The 21436-nt window shown below is 65.3% G+C and carries 16 protein-coding genes and 2 pseudogenes; 8 read left to right on the forward strand and 10 right to left on the reverse strand.

Annotated features, from left to right (window positions below; translation table 11 throughout):
• Positions 1–15: 15 nt before the first annotated feature.
• Positions 16–822 carry a hypothetical protein gene (locus HDA40_RS09720; RefSeq protein ID WP_253754155.1) on the reverse strand — a complete coding sequence of 269 codons (807 nt, stop codon included), beginning with the start codon at positions 820–822 and terminating at the stop codon, positions 16–18.
• A 366-nt stretch (positions 823–1188) separates the two neighbouring features.
• Here HDA40_RS09720 and HDA40_RS09725 point away from each other — a divergent pair, with 366 nt between their 5' ends.
• Entirely contained in the window at positions 1189–2316 is a 1128-nt protein-coding gene (locus HDA40_RS09725; protein ID WP_253754158.1) for a hypothetical protein, read from the forward strand.
• A 133-nt stretch (positions 2317–2449) separates the two neighbouring features.
• Here HDA40_RS09725 and HDA40_RS09730 read toward each other — a convergent pair whose 3' ends face one another.
• Both HDA40_RS09730 and HDA40_RS09735 read right to left on the reverse strand, forming a co-directional pair.
• On the reverse strand, positions 2450–3235 hold the full coding sequence (locus HDA40_RS09730) for a hypothetical protein (protein WP_253754161.1): 786 nt from the start codon (positions 3233–3235) through the stop codon (positions 2450–2452).
• Entirely contained in the window at positions 3232–4164 is a 933-nt protein-coding gene (locus HDA40_RS09735) for an MvdC/MvdD family ATP grasp protein (protein WP_253754164.1), read from the reverse strand. Before HDA40_RS09735 ends, HDA40_RS09730 begins: the two co-directional genes overlap by 4 nt.
• A 774-nt stretch (positions 4165–4938) precedes the next feature.
• On the opposite strand from HDA40_RS09735, the gene HDA40_RS09740 reads away from it, so the two are divergent.
• From HDA40_RS09740 to HDA40_RS09750, 3 genes and pseudogenes are all read left to right on the forward strand, one after another.
• Entirely contained in the window at positions 4939–6270 is a 1332-nt protein-coding gene (locus tag HDA40_RS09740) for a site-specific integrase (RefSeq protein WP_253754166.1), read from the forward strand.
• 85 nt (positions 6271–6355) lie between these two features.
• A complete protein-coding gene (locus HDA40_RS09745) occupies positions 6356–6880 on the forward strand; it encodes a hypothetical protein (RefSeq protein WP_253754168.1) in 525 nt (174 codons plus the stop codon).
• Between the two features lie 67 nt (positions 6881–6947).
• Positions 6948–7553 (forward strand): annotated as a pseudogene (locus tag HDA40_RS09750) (DUF349 domain-containing protein); the annotation flags it as partial.
• Positions 7554–8594: 1041 nt separating this feature from the next.
• Here the strand turns inward: HDA40_RS09750 and HDA40_RS09755 are convergent.
• The 3 genes and pseudogenes from HDA40_RS09755 to HDA40_RS09765 form a co-directional block, all read right to left on the reverse strand.
• The gene (locus tag HDA40_RS09755; RefSeq protein ID WP_253754171.1) at positions 8595–8885 is read right to left on the reverse strand and encodes an STAS domain-containing protein; all 291 of its coding nucleotides are present in this window, start codon (positions 8883–8885) and stop codon (positions 8595–8597) included.
• Positions 8886–9544: 659 nt separating this feature from the next.
• Complete coding sequence (locus HDA40_RS09760; protein WP_253754174.1) at positions 9545–9847, reverse strand: hypothetical protein; 303 nt, start codon at positions 9845–9847, stop codon at positions 9545–9547.
• A gap of 498 nt (positions 9848–10345) precedes the next feature.
• Positions 10346–10772: pseudogene (locus HDA40_RS09765) on the reverse strand (integrase core domain-containing protein); the annotation flags it as partial.
• Positions 10773–10946: 174 nt separating this feature from the next.
• Between HDA40_RS09765 and HDA40_RS41385 the strand changes: the two are divergent.
• Positions 10947–11078, forward strand: a complete 132-nt coding sequence (locus HDA40_RS41385; protein ID WP_275978213.1) for a hypothetical protein — start codon at positions 10947–10949, stop codon at positions 11076–11078.
• Positions 11065–11712 carry a hypothetical protein gene (locus tag HDA40_RS09770; protein WP_253754176.1) on the forward strand — a complete coding sequence of 216 codons (648 nt, stop codon included), beginning with the start codon at positions 11065–11067 and terminating at the stop codon, positions 11710–11712. Before HDA40_RS41385 ends, HDA40_RS09770 begins: the two co-directional genes overlap by 14 nt.
• Positions 11713–12224: 512 nt before the next feature.
• On the opposite strand, the gene HDA40_RS09775 is transcribed toward HDA40_RS09770, so the two are convergent.
• Positions 12225–13313 (reverse strand): chymotrypsin family serine protease, encoded by a 1089-nt coding sequence (locus HDA40_RS09775; protein ID WP_253754178.1) that lies wholly within the window; start codon positions 13311–13313, stop codon positions 12225–12227.
• Positions 13314–13615: 302 nt separating this feature from the next.
• Positions 13616–14095, reverse strand: coding sequence for a hypothetical protein (locus HDA40_RS09780; protein WP_253754181.1), 480 nt, complete (start codon positions 14093–14095; stop codon positions 13616–13618).
• A 364-nt stretch (positions 14096–14459) separates the two neighbouring features.
• On the opposite strand from HDA40_RS09780, the gene HDA40_RS09785 reads away from it, so the two are divergent.
• Both HDA40_RS09785 and HDA40_RS09790 read left to right on the forward strand, forming a co-directional pair.
• Positions 14460–14873, forward strand: a complete 414-nt coding sequence (locus tag HDA40_RS09785; protein ID WP_253754183.1) for a tetratricopeptide repeat protein — start codon at positions 14460–14462, stop codon at positions 14871–14873.
• Positions 14874–14940: 67 nt separating this feature from the next.
• Positions 14941–19467, forward strand: coding sequence for an ATP-binding protein (locus HDA40_RS09790; RefSeq protein ID WP_253754185.1), 4527 nt, complete (start codon positions 14941–14943; stop codon positions 19465–19467).
• A 132-nt stretch (positions 19468–19599) separates the two neighbouring features.
• On the opposite strand, the gene HDA40_RS09795 is transcribed toward HDA40_RS09790, so the two are convergent.
• Positions 19600–20217: a hypothetical protein gene (locus HDA40_RS09795; protein ID WP_253754187.1), complete on the reverse strand. Its 618-nt coding sequence runs from the start codon at positions 20215–20217 to the stop codon at positions 19600–19602.
• 19 nt (positions 20218–20236) lie between these two features.
• Complete coding sequence (locus tag HDA40_RS09800) at positions 20237–21412, reverse strand: hypothetical protein (protein WP_253754189.1); 1176 nt, start codon at positions 21410–21412, stop codon at positions 20237–20239.
• Positions 21413–21436 lie beyond the last annotated feature (24 nt).

The raw sequence follows: 21436 nt of genomic DNA on the forward strand, positions 1-21436 counted from the left end.
CGCCGATCGTTGTCCCTAGCGGGTGGCGGTGCTTCGGGTCACCAAACGCAGGCGTTCGGCGCCGAACAGTTGTTGCACGTCGTCGAGTCGACGTGCCCTCTCAGCGGCTTCACGGCGTTGAATACGGTCGGCTTCGTCGTGAACTCCCAGCTCCGACTGCGCGGCTGCGATGATCCTCTTCGGGTCGCCGGCGTCGAACGGGCCGCCCGCGCCGGGGATGTTCGTGGCGAAGCGCCACAACAGCCGGCTCGCCTGCGGGCCAGGGTCGCCTGTCCGCTCGACGTGCTCGGCGAGCCGGATGGCCGCATAGAGGAAGTCGACTCTCGGCGACAGCGACCCGATCATTCTTCGGTCCAGCGGCCAGGTGGATACGGCAAGCAACCCTCGAACTGCGACGAGCTGGTCCACCGACAAGGCGCTGCACAGGTAGTACGGGCGAGCATGAGGTGCCGAACGAAACGAGCGTTCCTCGTCTCGTCGTAGGCTTGTCAACTTGGCGCTCACCAGCTCACCCGATGAGAACGCCTCGTGCACGGCGACGATCAATTTCGGCGCCGCGGGCACGCCGATCAGTGTGAGCACCTGGTGCACCTGCTCGCGCATTGGCAGCAGCGACGCGACCGACGGCAGCTCAGGCACGACCGCGGTGGAGGTAGCGGCGTCTGCTTCCTGAAGCGCAGCATCCCACCGGTTTTCCGCTTCACGGAGCTCAGCCCGCAAACTTGCGGCCTTGACCCGATCGCCATCGCTGATGGCGCGGCGGATCTGACCTCGAAGTTTCGAGATCTTCTCCTCGAGTTCGTCCATCGTCACGTCGGCCACGCCGAGGACAGTACCACACTTCCAGTGTTTTCCAGTAATTCCCACTATCCATCGGATGGGGGTACGACGGAAGGCTAGGTCGCCGCGCAGCCATCTGACGCACTCCTTGTGCGACAAGAGCCCCGTAGCCTGCAGCCGCGCGCGCAAATCGCTCAACCCTCTCGGCGACACGGATCGTGGACCGGGACGAGACGACATCCAGACGCATCTCACACAGCTGCGGAGACCTGGTCGATTTAGTCTGGCGGGCGGCCAAAGCCGTACCGGACGTCGGTCTTCACCACAACGAGGAGAGCCTCTGGCGTCACTTGACGTGCGGACAGTGCCGCGGTGCAGGATGGAAACTCTCGGCAGGAGGTCCGTCTCATGACGCGGTACGCGCTGGATGAGCAGCGAGGCGAGTTGGTCGCATCGTGGGGAACGGGACGCGGTGAGCGGTGCCGCGCACTGACGGTCCTCCCAGCCGGGGCAAGGCCGGGCGACCTGGACTCCTTGCTGATGAACCTGACCATGCTCTCGGAGCAGTTGTGGCACTGCTACACCGACCCTGCTAGCGCAGCTGTTAGCCAGGAAGTCAACACAGAGGGCTGGCGTCGCGCCGGCACCCGTGCCGGTTTCGGCTCAGTCACCGCCTCGATCCGCAACCCTCATCTGCCCGACGAGGACGGTGCGTTGATTGTCTCGTACGATCCGGTGGTCGAACTGTCACACCGGGTCGGCCGCGCCCTGCACGCGATCGATTCGCCCGACTTCTCCGCTGTGGTCGTGGCCGAGGTTGAGCGCGAACTCGCAGCCGTCGAGCACGCCGAACTCGGCGACCTGACCGGACGGGCCGCCCAAGCGGTCCTTCTCACCCGGGCGGACGCGTCGCCGGTGCAAGTAATGGCGGCCGACGCCCTCCTAGCGGAGGATCCGCTCGGCAGCGTCGACCTGTTCAGCGGCTTCGACCCAACCTCGGCGGCTGTCGCCGCAGCGCATTGGCTGCGGGCAGCGGCGGAGGTCGCGGCGCAAGGCACTCCGTACCCGTTCACACGGATCGTCGAAGAGTCAGACAACATCGCAACGTTGGCGCACGAGACGCCGACGACGGTGTTGCAGCTGATGGCCGCCGGACATAGCCGTCTGCAGGCGGTGTTGAGCCTGATACGTCAGGCAATCCTCGTCGCCGACGGGATCGTCGCCGACGCCGAGGACCTGCAAAGCCGCATTGCACAAACGCGAAGCCAGCTACGCCGCCATGGCTACGACGCGGCCGAACCCGCTAACGAGTTCGCGGTCCGGCTGACGCCGCTGGATCCGAGAAGGCCTGCTCGGGATCTGCTCGAGGATCTGATCGCCGGCATCGGCGGCTGCCTCGAAATGTATCGCGAAGGTTTCGTCCCAGACAGCGACGGAGTGGCCGACGACGACGATTATGACTTCGATGCGGCTGACGCGTCTTTCAGAGCCGAGGTCCGTGCACGGGCAGCGCGAGACCATGCGCGGTTGATCTAGCTGTGGATTCTTCGCTGACGGCGGGGACGGGCGAGCCCGACGCCGTAAGGGGCTCACCCGGAGGCCGAAGCTACTCCGTTTCAGACGGTGATCGCCTGCGCGAGTGCACCGACGAAGTCATTGTCGATGGTCTCTACGGAGGCGGTGAGGACAGTGGTGGGCTGGGGACGCTCGTCCTCCTTGTCGTCGAGGATGACGGCGCCGAGGACGGTGTACAGGTCAGGCATAGTGTGCCTCCGCTGATCGACTGACTGGGAGTAATCGTAGGCGCTGGCGAACTCGGCGCGGTCGAACTGGTCGCCGGGCCCGGGTTCTGTCCGTTGCTGGCACCGAGCGTGATCACCGGCCACACCGCGGCGTACAGGATTGCGGCGACGATCGCCAGCAAGACGCCATCGCGCAGCACTGTTATCCGAGCCGCGACTGTCTGCTCGCCGAGCCCGACTATTTGCGCGTAGCTAGTCGCCGCCACACGCCGGATCGGGTGACGGACCAACGCCAGGCCAGCGGTGTCGATCCGTGTGAAGTTCGCCTTCGCCGTCATGAGGGCTATCGCCCCGCCCATCGATAGGAGCACGAAGACGACGCTTAACGCCCAAGCTGTGATCAGCCAGGGATTGGCGTGCGTGAACAGACGGTTTGCTCCCGCGGACAGCGCGGCGAGTTCCGCCAAACACAATGTCAGCAGGCCTCCCGCACGGCCGCGGACCTTCTCCAGATCGGCGTACTGGCGGTCGACCTGTCGGCGGCCTTCCTCAACGATCACCGCTATGTCGTCGGCCTGCAGGTCACGGTCGATTTTCCACTTGAACGGCTTGGGAGCCTCGAACAGGGGAACTTCCATCCCCGGCCAGAACGGGGAAATCGCGAACTGCAGGTAGCCGCGAAGCTCAGCGAAGCGTCCGGTCACGACCTTCATTCGGCGGCCAAGAGCCAGTCCGCCAGCACCCGGGTCGCTGGCCCGGACACTTCCTCAGGCAAGAACAGCCATTGCCCGCCAGGGTTCAGGTCGAGGAAGACCGGCCCGTCGTCGTCCATCACCCAATCCTGCGCGCTGAAGCCGACGCCGAGATCAGCAGCGAGCCGGATGGCCGCCGCCTGCACCTCAGGTCGCTTCCCTGCTTGGAATGCACTGTGCGCCGGCGGGTGCGAACGCCAGTCCAGCGGAAGATCAGCGGCAGCCAACTCCGCCACCCAAGCCTCGTCACGAACCGTCACTACTCGAAGGTGACGTCTGGCCACGATCAGAGACTGGGCAAGGAAGGGCGCCGAGGTCAGATCAACACCTTCGAGGTCGGCCGCGCACTGCGGCTTGACATAGACAACATGCTGACGGTCATCCGCTTCGAAGTTCCCGGGCCCCAACGGCTTGAGCACAAACGGCTCGCCGAGCGTCCCCGCGAGTTCCTCGAGATCCAACGCAATCATCGTCGCCGGAACCCGGAAGCCAGCCGCCGACGCAGCACGGTATTGCACCATCTTGTTCTCAGCGGCGTAGAGACGATCAACCGGAGTCAGCCATGATACGGACGGCTCTCGCAAAATTGCGGCGAGCAAGGTGATGCGCGAAGCCAGCACTGCGGCCCGATGGCTACCTAACGGCACTCCTTGGTCCCAACCGGCCGGCGCTAGCCGCCGAATCCAACCGCGCGCCTGCGAATCTGGCAGCGCGAACAGGCGACCTTCTACAGACCGGACCACGATCTGCTCCGGCGTCATCCGCGCAAGCGCCGGCTCCAACGTCGCGGCGTCCAACACGATCCGCCGCCTCGAAGGAATCAGATCTGCCACAGCCCGCATGTGAGGGTCGGCCAGATCACCGACAAGGAGAACCGCGCCGTCCGTCATGGCGCGAGGCGACCGAGCGCAGGCACCAACCCGGATTCGTCTGTCGTCTCGATCTCCCTTGTTTCTGTCGTCACCGGACGCGGCCGGTCATCGTCATCATCGGACCCGGCAGCGCGATACGGTCGTCCCAAGTACTCATAAAGATCCATGTCGCATCCCACACGGTCGGCATTCCAACAAGGCGAATTTTACGGCTCGCGGCTGACAGTCCATGTGCGTACCGACCTGCGCCGCGCAGCCCTAACACGCGATAGCAATCTCCCCGGACGTGTGTGCTCCCCGTGTGCTCGTATGCGATGTACGGGGAAGGTACGCGGTGGCACGAGGCGACAGGCTCGCCGACCCAGTCCTCTCAACCCTCGGCTAGTACCGAGCCGCCGCGTACGCCGATCCGGTGACGAAATCCCAGGTCACGGCGGCCGTGTTGACAGAAGAGTGCGGCGACCGTAGTGCCTCGAAGAGCGGCTCTTGACAGCCGCAGGGCGGAGCTTGCGCCCTCTTAATCCGCGGGTTCGGGGTTCGAGTCCCTGGCGGCGCACCACAGCCTAGCTGGCCATTCGTCGAAAGTCGAATGGCCAGCTTAAATGCGTTGACTCGTGTGAGTCACATGTGAGTCACACCTTCAGACTCACCGTCCGTTCCGGTTTCGCCACGTCAAGCAGCCATACCGGGCCGAACGCATGAGATCAGCCGATCAGGCTTGGTGCACCCCAGGGTGCTCGAACCTCGAGCCCTCGGATTGAGTGTCCGCTCCTGTTAGTTAAGGAAAAGACGGTGACTCGATCCCCCACGGGAACGAAGCTCGCACAACAACAAGATCAGCCGGGTGTCGTCTACCGGCGCTGCGGCTGCCGCGGCGAGGACGGCAAGCAACTGGGCTTCAGCTGCCCGGGGCTCGAGCACGTATCGCATGGCCGCTGGTACTTCGCGGTCCAGGTCGACGGCGTGGACGGCCGGCGTACCCGGATCCGCAAGGGCGGGTTCGCCACCGAACCCGACGCCCGAAGGGCCATGGCGCAGTTGCAGTCGTTGCCCAGCGCTGAGGCCGTGGCGCGGACGTGGACGGTGGGCCGGTGGCTGCGGTTCTGGCTGGCCGACATCGAACGTCACGAGGCGGTTCGGGCGTCGACCCTGGCCGGCTACCGGCGCGTGGTCGACGGCTACCTGATCCCCGAACTGGGGCACATCCGGGTGTCCAAGCTGCGCACGAAGAAGGTGCAGCGGGCCCTGGATCGGATCGCATCGCGGCACACCCGCAACGGCAGGTTGATCGCCGCCAGCACGGTGCATGGGATCCGGGCGGTGTTGCGCAGCGCGTTGAGCCACGCGCGTCGCACTGGGTTGGTCGGGTTCAACGCGGCATGGCGGATCAAGACCCCGAACGGTGTCCGAGCGTATCCAGTGGTGTGGACGCCGGCGCGGGAGCGTGAGTGGCGGCTACATGGTGTGCGGCCGCGGGTGGCGTGCTGGGATCTGCCGCATCTGGGCCGGTTTCTCGAAGCGGTGCAGGATGATCGGCTGTTCGCGTTGTGGTGGCTGGTCGCCTTGCATGGTTTGCGCCGGGGTGAGCTGGCCGGGTTGCGGTGGCAGGACCTCGACCTGGTCGGACGGGAGTTGACCGTCCGGGAGCAGATGATCGTCATCGACGGCCAGACTCTTCTGGGGCCGCCGAAGTCCGAGGCCGGGCGTCGCACCCTTGCCTTGGATGAGACTTCGGTGAAGATCTTCCGCCAGTACCGGCGGGAACAGGCTCGTCTCCGTGGCGGGAAGCTGGATGTGCTGGATCCGTTGTTCACCCGGGTGGACGGCAACCCTGTGCGCCCGGACTGGCTCACCCGCGAGTTCCAGCGTCGCTGCGCCGATCTGGGGCTGCCGCCGGTGCGGCTGCATGACATCCGGCATGGCTCGGTCAGTATCGACGGGGCGGCCGGTGTGCCGTTGAAGCTGACGTCGCAGCGGGCCGGGCATTCGTCGGTGGTGACCACGGTGGACATCTATCAACACGTGTTTCCCGAGACGGCGCACGCCGAGGTCGCGAAGACAGCCGCGCTGATCTTGCGGCATGCGAAGCTGCGCATGCGATCCGGCGGCGCCTCCCAGGCGTAGAGGACTTTGCTCGCTGGTAGTCCGATGGGATGGATTCGGGCAGCGGCGGACCTGGTGGTGTGCGGGTGCGGTTAGCGTGTCAGACGTGGCCGAACTGCACACCACCAAACGGGTCCGCGAGCTGGCTGCTGTGCTGCGGGAGGCGGTCAGCGAGCAGGGCGGGGATCTGCTGGGTGGGGACCATGTGGAGCGGCTCGTGGCCGAGCGGGTCACGATGATCGCACACGACACCACACCCGTGACAGTCGAACAGCGTGACGGGTTGCTGGTGCTGGCCGCGTTCGGGGTGTGCGGCATGCTCGCGGCACGCAACGCCGACCGGCGCGAGCACATCGACCCGCGAATCGTGGCCAAGGACGCCGCCGATTCGACGGTGCAGGTCGCGGTGCCGATGTACGAGGCCAAAGGGCAGCCGGTGCAGATCGGCGGGCTCACCGTCGTCGTGGCGCGGAAGGTGATCGGCATGACCCTCGAAGCCTTGCGGGAAGGCTGGTGGGAGTGCACCTGCGAACGACCACACCGGCCCGACGGCGGCTGTGTCCTGCAGGACCGGCTCCAACACGACCTGGCGACCCGGGGCGGGTGGGTCAACCGCGGCGAGGTTGTTTAGGAAGTTTGGGCCGAGGAGATCTGGATCGGCGCCCCGAAAATAGCCCGCCTCTGGCGCGGATGCGGGCATCCGGGGGATCGACAAGAAGGCCGACGGTGAGCTGTGGAAGCGGTTCGCGGCCGCCCGCGACGGCTTCACCCGCCGCCGGGGCGCCCACTTCGCCAGCCTCGACGCCCAGCGCAAGCAGGCGCAGGGTGGCAAGGAGGAGCTGGTCGCCGAGGCTGAGAAGCTGTCGGACTCGACCGAGTGGAACGCGACCGCGGCCCGGCTCAAGGAGCTGATGAACGAGTGGAAGGCCGCTCCCCGCGCCGCCAAGGAAGCTGAGCAGAGCTCTGGGAGAGGTTCCGCGCCGCGCAGGACGCGTTCTTCACTCGCCGCAGCGAGGTCTTCTCGGCTCGCGACGACGAGCAGAAGGTGGCCCTGGGCAGGCGTCAGGAGCTGCTCTCACAGGCGGAGGGGCTGGACGTGGACGCCGACCCGAAGGCCGCTCAGGCGGCGCTGCGGGACATCCAGGGCCAGTGGCACGACTCCGGCCGGGTCAGCCGGGAAGCCGCCGCCGGGCTGGAGCGCCGGCTGCGCGCGGTCGCGGACAAGGCGCGGTCGGCGATGGACTCGGCGGTTTGCGTTTCCGGTGGCCGGCGCGTACCGCAGAGCAACGGTCTGTCGGCAACGATCCGGATCGCGTGGACCACCCGGGCGAGCAGTCTGACAATGGGGCTGGGGGCCGCGCAGTCGGCGCACACGCGCTTTGGGATGCTGGACAGCGGGTTCGACCCTGTCCGTTTCTTCGCCACGTTGTGGCTGTCGGCAAACAGTTCCGTGTCGATCCTGCGCTCGTTCAGGGCCCGCTCCCCCTCGGCGACGGCCTCCTCCCTGCGGCTTAGGGCCCGGTCTCGTTCGTCGGCCCTGCGGTCTCGTTCGTCGGCCTTGCGGTCGCGTTCGTCCGCCAGCCGGTCCCGCTCGTGGGCGGCGGCCTCCCGTGCCGCCAGACGTTGCTCACGACGCCGAAGCTCGCGTTCGCGGGCGTCCGCTGGGCGGTCAGGGCGAGGGGCTCCCGCCGACTTTGTCTTCAGCCCGGTCCAACGGTTGTCGGCTTCGCAGGCACGAAAGTCGGACCTTCCGCCGCGAGACATGGGTATGCGGCCAACGGCGCCGCAGCAGGTGTGGGCGGTCACCTGTTCAGGGTACGGCCGATGCCGAACGCATTGGAGCCCCTTCACCGTCGCGAATCTCGCCGCGCCGACCCACATGCGCCTGCGCTGCCTGCGACTGACCTGTGGTCTTGCGGCGGCCACCGCCGCCAACCGGCGGCCGCCCGATGCCAGCGTCAGAGGGTGCGTCTCTGAAAGCCGGCATCTGTGCACGGAACGCAAATGGGCCACGTCCCCTGCACAGCGCTGGTCGTGGTCGCACAGGACAGTGACCGACGGGCACGTCTCCGGTTCGTACACATCCAGCCGCGCGCTGCTACCCATGCGCTATCGCCGCTCAAACCTTGATCCTCGATCACAATTCCTAACGAACTCGTTCGGGGGACGCCTCGGTAGCCCGCTCCGTGCCTGACTAACCCGCCGAGGCCAGGGTCGTCTTCTCCGCCGCAGCCGGCTGCGGGCAGTAGAGGAGCGCCGCCGCCACATCGTCACCCCGCCTCAGCCACGCGCTGACAGCATTGGTGGCAGCCACCCAGCAGGTCCTCGGGGCAGCAGCACGCGACCTAACCGACGAGCAACTCCCATAACCCCATAACCTGCAGCACACGGCGCACGGCAGGCTGCACACCTCGCAACCGCAGGGTTCCCCCGGCGGCGTAGGCCCGGCTCCGTGCGTTGACCAGCACGGCGATTCCAGCCGAATCCACGAACGGAACCTGACTCATGTCGACCACCACATAGCCACCGCCGTCGGCAACCGCCGCCAACTGATCGCGGGCCTGCTCCCACGAGGTGAAGTCCACTTCACCCGTCAGCACGACGATCGTCGGGCCGTCCGCGCCGGTCGCATTCACCTGCTAGTGCTCCTGTCGTAGCTGGCCACATCGCAGCGAGATCAACTCTGTGCACAAGGTAAGCGGCGGATCCCAGCTGCGCACATCGGAGTGCGCCACATATCCAAGGTTGAACGGTGCCGGTGGTTGGAGATCGGGCTGTGCCACGTCAGTGGTGCTTCGTCTCTCCTTCGGACATCGTGGTGGGGTCCTGCTTCGGCCGTCCCGACGCGACGCTCAGCGGCGGCGCTTCGCAGCATTCTGGCTTGGATGGATAGTCAGCGTCCTTGCCGATGTCGGTGCTGGCGACCTGCGATGGAGGGTGGTCGCGTTGCCCGTCAGATTAGATCCACAGTCCCAGGCCGTTCGTCCGGAAGAATCTTGCGGTTTTCGGAGAGGTCGACGCTTCCGCGCCTCGGCTCGTTCATATGTGCGCAGGCTCGGCGTCGCGCGGCAGTGCTGGCGCGGCTCACTCGTCTGGCGGCCCGTGACCGCCTGCGCCCCGCGCTCAGCGTTCCCACACGAATGCCGCGACCAACTGCGCCAGACGACATCGGGGCGCCCCTCGCGGGACGCCCCAACCGAGGGTCACTTGCGTGTGGGCGCGCCGGGCATGATGCCCTCCCCAACCCGCACGGAGTCGGCGCTTCGTTCCCACCCGGACCCTGCCCCCGAAATGATCAGCTGATCTTCATCCAGGGGGACCAGTCGGTCTGGTACCTGTTCCACCCGTCCGAGCCGTCGCGGATGACCGTCCTTATTCTGACGCTGCCGGTCTCGGCCAGGTTTTCGTTGCAGTCGACATCGCCGTTGTCGGCGCCGTTGGAGTCGTGGCACTCACCGGTGCGCCCATAGTCGGTCTCCCACTCGACCACCGCGCGGTAGCCGTCGGCACGGTAGTCGCCGATGGTGAAGTGATCGCCGTAGCTGTAGAAGCAACCCCGGGCTTCAGTCCTGGTCGGCGAGTGAAAGATCAGATTCATGCACCCGGAATCCGCGTACGACGGCGTGGCGATCAGACTGGCTCCCAGGACACCCGCCACAGCGGCAGCGACGATTCGTAGCTTCAAGAGATCTCCTCCTTGCGTTGCGAACGACGGCAAGTATGAGCCCGGTGGCTTGAACCAGACTTGCAAGAAGCTTGAATCCGCACTTCAGCAGGCACCAGCAGGGTCTGGCCTCGGCGACCAGTTGGCCGCTGGAACGGCACACGGCCGCCATCGACCACGCCCAGACGCACCCGGAGCTCGGCGGCCCACTCGTGCTCGCGCATTCACCGACCGGCTGGCGCCTACGCCCGCGCCGACCGGCTCACCGGCAACCAACACCGAAGCCGTGTCCGACCTGGTCAAAGCCGCATGCTCTCCGTCGACGCGGCGAACGCGCTGCTGGCCGTCATCACGATCATGGACACATAACATGATCCATGTCAGTCGATCACCGAGTCCATGCCAGAGCCAGCTTGAATCGCACCGGGTTTGCTAGCGGCTACATCGCTTGAGTAGCCGCCTCGGTGAGGCGGGTCTGGTTGGGATCGTAGAGGTTCTCAAAGTCGGCTGGTGGCAGGTCCGAGGCGGCGCTGTGCGGCGGTGGTTGTACCAGTCGACGTATTCGAGGGTGGCCAGTTCGACCTGGTCGCGGGTCCGCCACGGCCCATGCCGGTGGATCAGTTCGGTCTTGTACAACCCGATCGTGGTCTCGTGCCAGGGCGTTGTCGTACGCGTCGCCGAGTGAGCCGACGGAGGCGTCCACGCCCGCCTCCAGCAGTCGCAAAGTGAACGCAATCGATGTGTATTGGCTGCCGGCGTCGGTGTGGTGCACGAGGCCGGACAAGTCAGTGACCCCGCCCCGGCCACGGGTCCAGATCGCATGTTCGAGGGCATCGAGGACCAGTGGCGTGGCCATGGCCCGAATGAATGGATTCGGGCTACCGGCCCGCTGATGCTGAGCGGGGGTGGTTAGCGTGGCAGACGTGGCCGAACTGCACACCACCAAACGGGTCCGTCAGCTGGCTGCTGTATTGCGGGAGGCGGTGAGTGAGCAGGGCGGCGACTTGCCGGAGGTGACTATGTGGAGCGGCTCGTGGCTGAGCGGGCAACTGTCCTTGGGCAGCAGATGGGCATCACCGCCCGCACGGTGATGGCCAACTACAAGACGCCGGAACTGGTACGCGAGTGGGGCCACCAGTCTGGCGGCGCAGATGCGGGATGCTGAGCTGACTGCGCACGACGCCGCACCGGTGACAGTCGGGCAGCGGGATGGGCTGTTGGTGCTGGCCGCGTTCGGGGTGTGCGGCATGCTCGCGGTACGCAATGCCGGCCGGCGTGAGCACATCGATCCGATGATCGTGGCCAAGGATGCCGCTGATTCGACGGTGCAGGTCGCGGTGCCGATGTGTGAGGCGAAGGGCCAGCCGGTCGAGGTCGGAGGGCTCACGGTCGTCGTGGCGCGCAAGGTGATCGGCATGACTCTCGAAGCGTTACGTGAAGGCTGGTGGGACTGCACCTGCAAGCAACCGCACCGACCCGACGGTGGCTGTGTGCTGCAGGACCGGCTCGAATACGACCTGGCGACCCTGGGCGGGTGGATGAACCGCGACGAGGCTGTCTGGGCGCAGTGGCCCGCTCGCTGTCATCCTCGTAGAGGTGCAACAGCCGCCAGGGCTGCGGGTTGGGTAGAGCCGTTGCCGTCAGATGCCTGTCCGAATGGTCGGCACCGCCGGTCCGGCACACGATCGAGCCTCGGCGGCAGGCCGAACCGGCGATGTGCTCTGCGGCGGTTTGGACCGACCACCGCCGAGCGCCTATCGAATTCGGAAAGTAGGATGGGACGATTGTGCACTGGCTAGAGTGCTGTGCGGCCGCCGCCGGCCCCAAGCTCCAGCCTGGGTCTTCAACCGTGCAACTGCTCATCGGACAGCTTCGGATCCGGACCCGTGCAACCCCCTGGACGCCAACGCATCCACACCGCCAGCGAGCCACACCCGCGGCCGCTGGTGGCACTCTTGGTCGACACCTCCATCTGGGCTGCGACCTCGACCGCGGACAAGTCCTGGGTGTACAGCTCCGCCGCCTGCAACCGGACCCGCTCACGCCGGAGCCGTTCTGCCTGGTCCAATGTCATCAGCAGACCGCATCACCGACCACAGTCGCGATCAGCTAAAAGCCTCAAAATGGACTTCGCTCAGATCTCCGCCCGAAGGGTGTCTAGACCGACGCGCTGACGGGCTTGGCATCCGATTCGCCCCTTCGGCGCCGAGATGGCTGAGACTCGACGCGCTCACCGGGCAGCGATCGGCGCGCTGCCGACCGCTGCCCGGTGAACGCGGTGCGCCGTGGATATGGTCCGACGGCAGCCGGATCAGCCCGCCACTGGAGTCACGCCGTAGACCACGCTGAGGGTCCGCATGTCCTGGAAGATCGCCAGAGCGGGATCGTTCGTCATCACACCGGTGTGGCTGCCCTTTGCCCAGACTCGGCTGCCGTCGAGGGAGAAGAACGGCCCGCCGCTGTCACCGCCCTGGCTGCCAGAGCCACCGGACATGAACCGGGCGCACATGAGATCGAACCCGACGCTGCAGTCTTCCTGCCGATAGTTGCACACCGCCCCCGTCGTCGCTCCGCTGCGGCACAGGTACTCGCCGCGAATCACATCGTAACCGTCGTTGTTGACCGCCTTTCCCCAGTTCGAGGTCGTGTTGCCGTCATAGATCCAGCCTTCGGCTCGCTGATCCGTCAGATCGATGAGGGCGATGTCGAGATCGGGCCGGTAGTTCACGATCGGGCCCATGGCGATCGTGCCGTTGCCGTTATATACCCACAGTCCCGACAGTTGACTACCGCCGATTACGTTGCCGGTCCCGCAATGACCGGCGATCGTCAGATACTTGTGACCCCATCCGTTCTGCACGACGAAGCCGGCCGTGCAATACCCGGTGTACTTCGCGTCGATGTAGATGCGGACTTTCGCCGCACCCCACCAGTACGGTTCGTCGGCGTCACGTGTCCCCTGCACATCGATCTGCGGGCGCTGCACGTACACGACCGGCACCCCGGCACCCGTCCGATCCGGGCGGGCCGACAGGCTCGTCACCGGTGCCCCGACGATGACCTTCACCCCTGCTCCGTCCGGCTGCGGGCCGATCTCGACGTCAGCGCCGCCGAACTGCCCACGCAACGAGGCCGCAGCGGCGTCCAGCTCCATCCGGCTGTATGCGGCAGGCCGCACTGTGACCGGCGCGATACGGCGCGCCGAGGCGAGCGCCGACTGGAATGACTTCGGAACGTCGCCTTTCCACGACAGACGCACGTCGAGCTCACCGACGGCGATGTCGGCGAAGCCCTGCGCTGACGAGGGCCGATCGCGCACGGCTTTCATCAGTAGGTGTGCGGCGGCGACGGCTGGCTGCTGGGCGATGACGCGGCTACGGCCGTCGTCGTCGCCGGCCACCGCTGCCGTCGGCGTAGCCGCGGGGACAAGCGCCAGGACGAGTACGGTCGCGGCGGTGCGAGCGAACAGCCGGCGCAGCTGGGATACGCGAGAACGCATGTGCACTCCTTCCATTCGGATTGCATTTACAGTCACGAATGGAAGCGGGAAAGTCCAGCAGCCGACGCAAGGTCCGGACAAAACCCGGACTGGCCTTCGAGCACGAAAACGATCTGCTGGCGGGCCGCCCTACCAGCGCTCGCTGAGCAGCTCGACCTCATCCGCTCCGGAGCGGGCGTTGGCCCCGATCCCCCACCTCATCGTCATCCAGGCGGTATCAGAGCGCACGCCTCGGTATGTCCCCGAGCACGAGAACCTGCGGGGGACGCCCAGCCGCGCTTGACGAAGGCCTCCATCGTCAGCGGCATATCCATTGCTGGACTCACTAATGGTGCGCGACGGGAGTGTGGCGCGGGGATGGCTGAGCTCGCGCTGGTGGCGGGGCGATGGTGGAGGTCTTGAGTGAGCGTCGGTAGTGACCAACTGCTGAGGCTGCTGCGGAATCCCCGGGCCTTGATCTGGCGGAACAGTTCGGAGCCGTTGCGCTGGCCGGCGTGGAACTGCTCGTAGTGGAATGCCTTGTATCCGTCCAGCAGGGGGCGTCGGTGCGTGGCGGTGACCAGCACCTCATCGAGGCTGTCGCCGCGGGCGTAGCGGCGCACTGCGTAGTAGCCCAGGTTGAGATCGCGGTTGATGCCTCGCAGTGATCGTCGGGCGGCCAGCAATTCGTGGACGGCGATCACGGCCGGCTCAAAACACCGGCATCTCGGTTCGCGGGTTACGAACGGATAAGACAGCGCAGCTGATCGTCGCTCGACATGCCTTCATGCAGAATCTTCGCCGCGGCCACTACGAACTCGGAGGTGACCCCTCACCAGCAACCCGGGTCGCCGTAGCGTTCACCGAACTCGCTCCAGCGATCTGACCCAGACCTGGCGCGGGTTCAACGCGTGCGTCGAGCCCATAACGAACAGCGTCTGATCATCTGCCACAGGCCACTTAGCACTTTCCCTTCGCTGCCCACCTGTCCACAAGATCTTCGCCAGAGCCAGAAGCAGCACTGTCCGCCAGCCCGGATGCCCCACGACCGCCCATCCGGTGATCTAGATGACCGTTGACACCTTCGAAGCCGTCGCTCGGACGCAGGCCGCGATAGCTCTGTTCGCCCATACCCTGCATGCCAGCGAACGGGTGCTCGGCCCAGATGACGCCGTCGCCCTCACCCTGCGCAATAACCTCGGCTGTGCATACGAGTCAGACGGTTGGCTACGCGAAGCGATCGCTCTGCTGCAGCTGGCCCTCGACGACCGCGTGCGCATCCTCGGCGGCGAGCAACCGACACCCTCAACACACGCGCCAGCCGAATTCGAGGCAGATCGTGCGCAACAGGTCCGCCCGCCTGAGGCGGCGGATTCTCGGAAATGGCGGCCCCAGCAGAACCCGGTCGAAATCCGGCGTCGGGAAGCTTCGCCCACACCACCCGACTGTCGATACGGCCATGGGTCCAGCCCACGGATGTAACGGGACATAGCTGTCGTACGTTCCGGATAGCCTGATGCTCCCTTGTCGGCTCGGCAGGCTCCCTGGGGTGGCTGTGGATCGTTCCCGATTTGACCGTTTGCGCCAGGCTGCTGCGAAGCTGGCTTCCGATGCCTGGGCTGACACAGACATTGAACCGCAGTCGGGCTCCGAAGCTGTTTGGGCGGTCACTGCGCTTGGCGAGGCGATGGATGCCCAGGCTGGTTCGAAACATCAGGCGTTGCTGGGGCAGCTCGACAACGCTGACATGTTGTCTAGCGATCCGTTGCAGGTCCTGTCGGAGCTGGTACAGAACGCTGACGATGCCGGTGCCTCGGAAGTCCGATTTCGGCTTGAGTCCGATCAGCTGCTGGTCGCCCATGACGGCCGCGCGGTGCGGTTGCGGGATCTGCAGTTCTTGGCTCTGCCGGGGCTGAGCGGGAAGAAGAACGATCCACAGGCGACAGGCCGCTTCGGTATTGGCCTGTCAACGATCCGGAGCCTGACCGGTACGTGGGAGATCCACAACTGGCCCTTTCGGGTCCACGTCGATGGATCGACCCTCCGACCGGCTCGTGTCTTCGACGCGAGCGACCTCGTCGAGGGGCATGGCTGGACAGTCTTCCGGATTCCGCTAGTCAAGCAAAAGGTGACCGCCGAGGATCTGGATGTGTGGTTCGGCAATTGGGATGCATCGGCCCTGCTATTCCTGCGCTCGGTGCGCGCGGTCTCCGTGACGACCAAGGGTCGCTCCGTTCGGACGTTGTCGTTGACCGCCGAGCACACCGGCACCTTGACAGCTCGCATCGGAACGCAGGACACGCAGGTGACGATCGCCCGGGTAACCTCTTCCGACGGGGCGGTCTGGCAAGTGTTCCAGGCAGAGCTGCCAACACCCGTTGGTCTGTCGCGTCGCCATAAGTCAACTGCGCAAACGGTGCCGATCGGCGTGGCACTGCCCCATGCGCCGGTTCCCCGTGGTGTTGTTCATTCTGGATTGCCAGTGGCCGACCTGCCCGCCATGGCGCGCGTGAACGCCCTGTTCGAAACCCTGACTAATAGGCAGGACTTCATCGGTGGCGGCTGGAACGCCGAGATGTGTCAGCTGGTCGCGCAATTGTGGGCTGTTGCCACTCGTCACATGCTGGAACGTGTCGACCCACAGGCGTGGCACTTGATACCGGTGGGATCTGACGGGTACCCGGCCGGGACCACGCTGCCTGAGGGGCTGACCGAGCGGTTGAGGCTGTTGGGGCGAACTCAAATAGCATCGAACCTTCGTCTGTCGGCAGCACACCGTGCTCATCGCAGTCTCGCTGAGCTCGCGGTGGAGGAAGCACCGTTGACCGGAGTGGTGTCGGACATCGATCTCGCCGCAGTCGCGGGCCTGCCAGCTGTCTTTCCAGACCGTGCCCGCGACGCCGCTGGCAGGTGGCGAGTGGTCCTAGCTGACTGGCGGCACAGCAAGCGGGCGAACCTGCCGAAAGAGGTTTCGGTATCGGAGGCGCTGGTCCTGCTGAAGCGCAACGACTATCCGGTCGAGAAGGTGATCAAACTCAGCGCATGCGCGATTGACCGACACCTAGGCGGCCAACTCCGTGCGTCGCCCTGCCTGGTCGCCTCCGACGGCATCAGGCATACTCCCCCGACTGCAGAACAGCTCAGTGTTGTCTTCAACGCCACGACATCTGCGACGACACGACGCGACGCCCTGCCGGACGCGCTGGGAATCGGCATCACGCTGAACCCCATCTATTATGCCGACACCGCCGAAGCCCGGACGATACGTGGCTGGTTACGCGAACTCGACTGCCTCGTCGACCCTGGTGACGCGCAGGCGCTACTCCTGCGAATCGTGGCATTCGGCCGATCAGGCGGCACGCTACAGCCACCAGGTAACGACGACGTACTACGTGCGCTGCTGGCCGCGATGCGCCAACTCGACGACCGCACCCGTCGGCGCATCGGATTGGATATCGGCAACGCCGTGTCGTTGAAGGCCATCCGCCACACCTCATCCGGTGAGGCAGCCGAGTGCCTAGCGCGCCCATCGCAGACATACCTATCGGCACAGCTGGATCGGCGACAGCGCTCCTTCGCTGAGGCGGCTGGCAATACCGCCGGCCTGATGTGGGTGTCGCCCGACTACCTCAAAATTCTGCGGAGCCCCGGCGGCGACCACGACTTAAGCATCGCGGATTTCCTGCGGCTACTCGGCGCGGCTGACGCACCACGCACAGTCGATGCCGACTTCGGTGACAACAAGCACTACGCCCGCGACAAGCGCAGTGGGCTTCCGATCTACAGCAGCGGGAGCACCCCAGAACGCAATAAGGTTCTCGACAGAACTGGAGCGAGCCACACCCTCAACGACAGGCACAGCCCCGATCTGGAGGCCGTGGCCCGAAGCATCGCTGCTGACGAAGACGGCCTACGGCGCCGCCGACGCGCCATCGCGTTGCTGGAGACCTTGCGCCGAGCATCGATGCTGACCGGCACCGCCAGCAAGGTATCCACCGCTACAGGCAATTACGGCTGGAACACGATGGGACAGATCCAGCCACTGTGGGCATGGCGTCTACGCAGGATTCCATGGATCGATGACAGTCACGGTAAGGCTGTGCGGCCCGACGGTCTACACCACAAGACCGAAGCGGCAGCCGCACTCTACGGGACCGACGACCCAGGTTACCTTCATCCAGACTTCGATACCTTCGCAGCCAAACACGCTGACTGTCTGCCGATCCTCAACATCGCCGGCGACCCCAGCCGCACGCAACTGCTTGGACGCCTACGCGTGCTTAGGAAACGCTCACCGAACGGCCCAGTACCAGACCACGTTCGCACTGAGGTTCATGTGGTCTACCGGGCTTTGGCGCAGACGATCGCTGGAGGACCCGGCGTCGTACACCCGAACCTCATTCCCGCACGCGAAAAACTGATCCTTACAGATCAAGGCTGGCGACAGCCGTCGGAGGCGCTGCGTGGCAAGAGCATCCTGGCCGGATACCGGCCATACGTATCCGCGGACGACCAGCTCGCGCCCCTATGGCAAGCCCTGCGCATCGCACCTCCTAGCGCGCTCGACGTCGTCGAGGTGCTCAAAATCGTCGCTGCCAAACAGCAACAGCCAGACATCGCCGATCAGGGTGTCTTGCTGGAGGGAATGCGCCACCTCAACGAGCTCCTGGAGTCCACCGTTGCGGGGCCGGTGGACCTCGGCCTACGCAACAAACTACGACATCTTCCTCTATGGACTCGCGACGGCTGGTCCAAACAACGCCCGATCTACTTCACCGACAACAGGGATCTGACGCGACGGCTGTCGCACCTGCTGGCGATCTGGGAGCCCGGCGGCCAGCTCGAGCTGGGGACCGCTCTGCTGGACCTCCTGCGCGTCACGAAACTCGACCTCACGCAGGCAACGATAATCGCGTCCGTGCCGAGCGCTGCCGATGAGGATCTCACCGACAGATTCCGTCGCATAGCAGTTCGATTCCAGGACGAGATCGCCAGATTCGAACCACGAGCTGCCGACGCATTCACCGGCTGGGACTGGCTGACCGGCCTCGACGTAAGCGTCGCACCCGGGCTTCGCGTCGCCCTCCCGATCCCGCCTCAGGACATCACTATCAGAATCGACGCCCATATTGATCAGCCCAACGGAATCCTGTACGTGGACAACGAGAAGGCCCTGCTTTTGGCCACAGGGAATGCCATAGCGGCCTACTTCTCCGCCGAACGGGAACACGTCGCGATGCGGTGGACGAGCATGTGGGAGCATCCAGCCGCATATGAAGCGCTAGGACCCGCGCCCATGACCACCGCACGGCAGCGAGATTCCAAAGCCCAGGACCAACTGGCCGCACAGATCGCCCAGCGCACACAGGCGCTGCCCGCAGTCTCGACCTCGACGCCCGCCCGCGCTCAACAGACTCCAGCGGAACCGTCGCCACGTCCGTCGCCGCAGCGTCCAACGGCGCCACTCAGCACAGAGACGACCGCGGCCAACCCTCCCCGCCAGCTCGTGAACCTCGCCAGCCTGGCGCTCGAGGCACCCGGCTTCCAGTCCATCAGCAATCACCACACCGGTAGTGCCACTGGCGGCTCCGCGCATCCCGATCGGCGAACGAGGCAGCTAGCCGTGCCGCAGTCAGGCCGAGCCGCACCGCGTCAGCACCTCGGCCCTCGCGCGTACACCGACCTCGACCGCGAAAATCTTGCCTTCGAGTTGCTACGAGCCGCCCTGCACCAGCAAGGGCTCACCCTCCAAGACTGCCGCGCCCAACCGGGGGTCGGCGCCGACGCTGTCGCCTCCAACGGCGACTTCTACGAAATCAAAGCCCATGCCGGCCCCGAACCGGATAGTGAATCCATCACGCTTTCGGAGCTGCAACGCGCCTACCAGCAAGGCCACCGGTTCCATTTGGCCATCGCCAGCAACCTGGAGCAAGGCAACGGAAGCCCCGAGATCCGGATCGTCACGGATCCATTGCGTGTCCTAGCGGTAGAAACTAAGGATTCCATCCAGTTGTACGGCCTTCAGAAACCGGACCTGCCAGGACTCAAGATCATCTTCCCAGAGCGTGCGGGCTAACGTACCACCATCTGCAACACCCCAACTCAGCCACTCTTGCGCCACGGGACGTCGGCCAGGCTGAGACCGAAGCGGCCGGCTGCGCGACGGCAGGTTTGAACTCCTGCGAGGAGATGAGATTAGGGACGCCGGTTACTCACAGCCGGCCGTCGTGTGATCCGACGGTTCACACAGCGAGACGCTCCACTCGGCAACGTCGGCGTGCTGGCCTGTACCCGAAGTGTAGTAGATGGTGATCCCACTGTTACCCGCTGATTCGGCGGTTTGGCGCGTGTATTGGAGTATCAACCACGCAAACCTGTCCGTCGGGGCCGGTTGTGTGCCTGGTTTGGACGTGCAGACCTCGCTGACTACGACGTCCGCCGCAGTGTCAATGCCGTACTGGGCGATAGCCTGATGCTTGTTCTCGAACGGATGGAATCGGCCGTCCGAGATGGTGGGAATCGCCGCAAACTCATCCAGAGTCAATGAGCCGAAGACGTCTTTGGCCGCGACGCGGTCGATTCGAATCGACCCTGGCCGGTCGATGCATATCGCAAGATCACCGATAGATGTGGGGCGGCCAGGTGGCAGGTCATGAAAGCTGACACCTGCCTCGCCGCTCAACCGTACGACAAGACGAGGATCAGCCCGCGCCGGACTGGCCTGCGTCGGCCGAGGCGCTGGACCCGCTGCGGGCGCGGCCGAGCACGACACCAGCGACGCAAGCAACAAGGCTGCGACCATGGCACGGCTGATCTCTCGTCTCATCGTTGTCACCTCGAATCAGCTAGGACCAGGCACCCGCATGGGCCGAGTCCGCCCATCCCGCAGCTGATGTCCCGCACAACCTGCCGGTGCGCCCGAACGTCCAGGTCACCTTGGTGTTCGTGCTGTAGCTCGCCTGCGCTGAGACACTCAGAAAGTGCGCGTCGATGCCAGACGACCAGGAAATGTTCGACCCCTTCGTTTTGCTGTACGAGCCAGAACTCTTGGTAGCACAGGTCGCCGGCGGGTTCCAGAAGCCGGTGTAAAGCTTGGCGTTGTCGATGATGTCGTTAAAACTCATCGGCCGCATGTACTGGTTTTCCCACGTGTAGCCAACGCTGTGGCAGTACTCCACGAACCGGCGATAGTTCACTTTGTTGTAGAAAGTTGTGGCCGTCGTCCGGGTGATACTCGCACCGGCGCCGCTTTGAACCGTCTTGGATGCCGTGCCGCCGCCCTTCCAGCCCTTGCTGTCAAGGTTCACGCCGACGCCGAGGGTGTTGGACGCGCCAGCGTCCATCTCAACCTGCATGGAGATGCCCGAGACCGTGTTGAGGGAGTCCCAGTGTTCGGATCGGCCGTAGTACCATTCCTTGGCCGTAGTGGAGCAAACCGTGCCGGGGTCATAGACGGCGCTGGCGACCACGTCCAGCGCGGCGGCGGATTCGGTGACGGGGTTGTCGTTCTCGTCGAGACTGACCAGGGTGTCGTAGCCGGCCAGCGCGGCAGTCGGGCTGCTCTGCGAGAAATCGACTGTCAACGCGACGGCCTGCCCGAACTGGACAGATTCCCAGTCGGTGCCTGTGTTCTGCATCGAGAAGCTGGCGGAGGCCACGTTCGCCTGTCCGTCGCTTCGCCTCATGATTACTTGCGCCTCGGCGTCCACGACGCCGTCAGCACCGATGTAGTCGACCTCTCCCCCACCCGCGGCGACAAGATCGTCAGGCGTGATGGCGATCTCCGTCGTGCCGATGATCGGCTGCGCTGGCCAGTTGAGGACCGGCACGGGAGAATCGTCGGCAAGGTTGCTGAGGTAATCGGAGCTGGGCCAGATGCGCACTCGGACCTCGGCCGTCGTGAAGTCTTGCAGTGGGACGGGAGCGCCGTCTCGCTGCATGTTCACGGCAATGCCGTATTCGGTGGTGGCGGCGTTGGCGGTTACCGCCGGCAGGACGGCAGACAGCAGGGCACCCGTCACCAGGGTGCAAAGGATCCTGCCGGG

This window comes from Hamadaea flava, assembly GCF_024172085.1.
GTDB lineage: Bacteria > Actinomycetota > Actinomycetes > Mycobacteriales > Micromonosporaceae > Hamadaea > Hamadaea flava.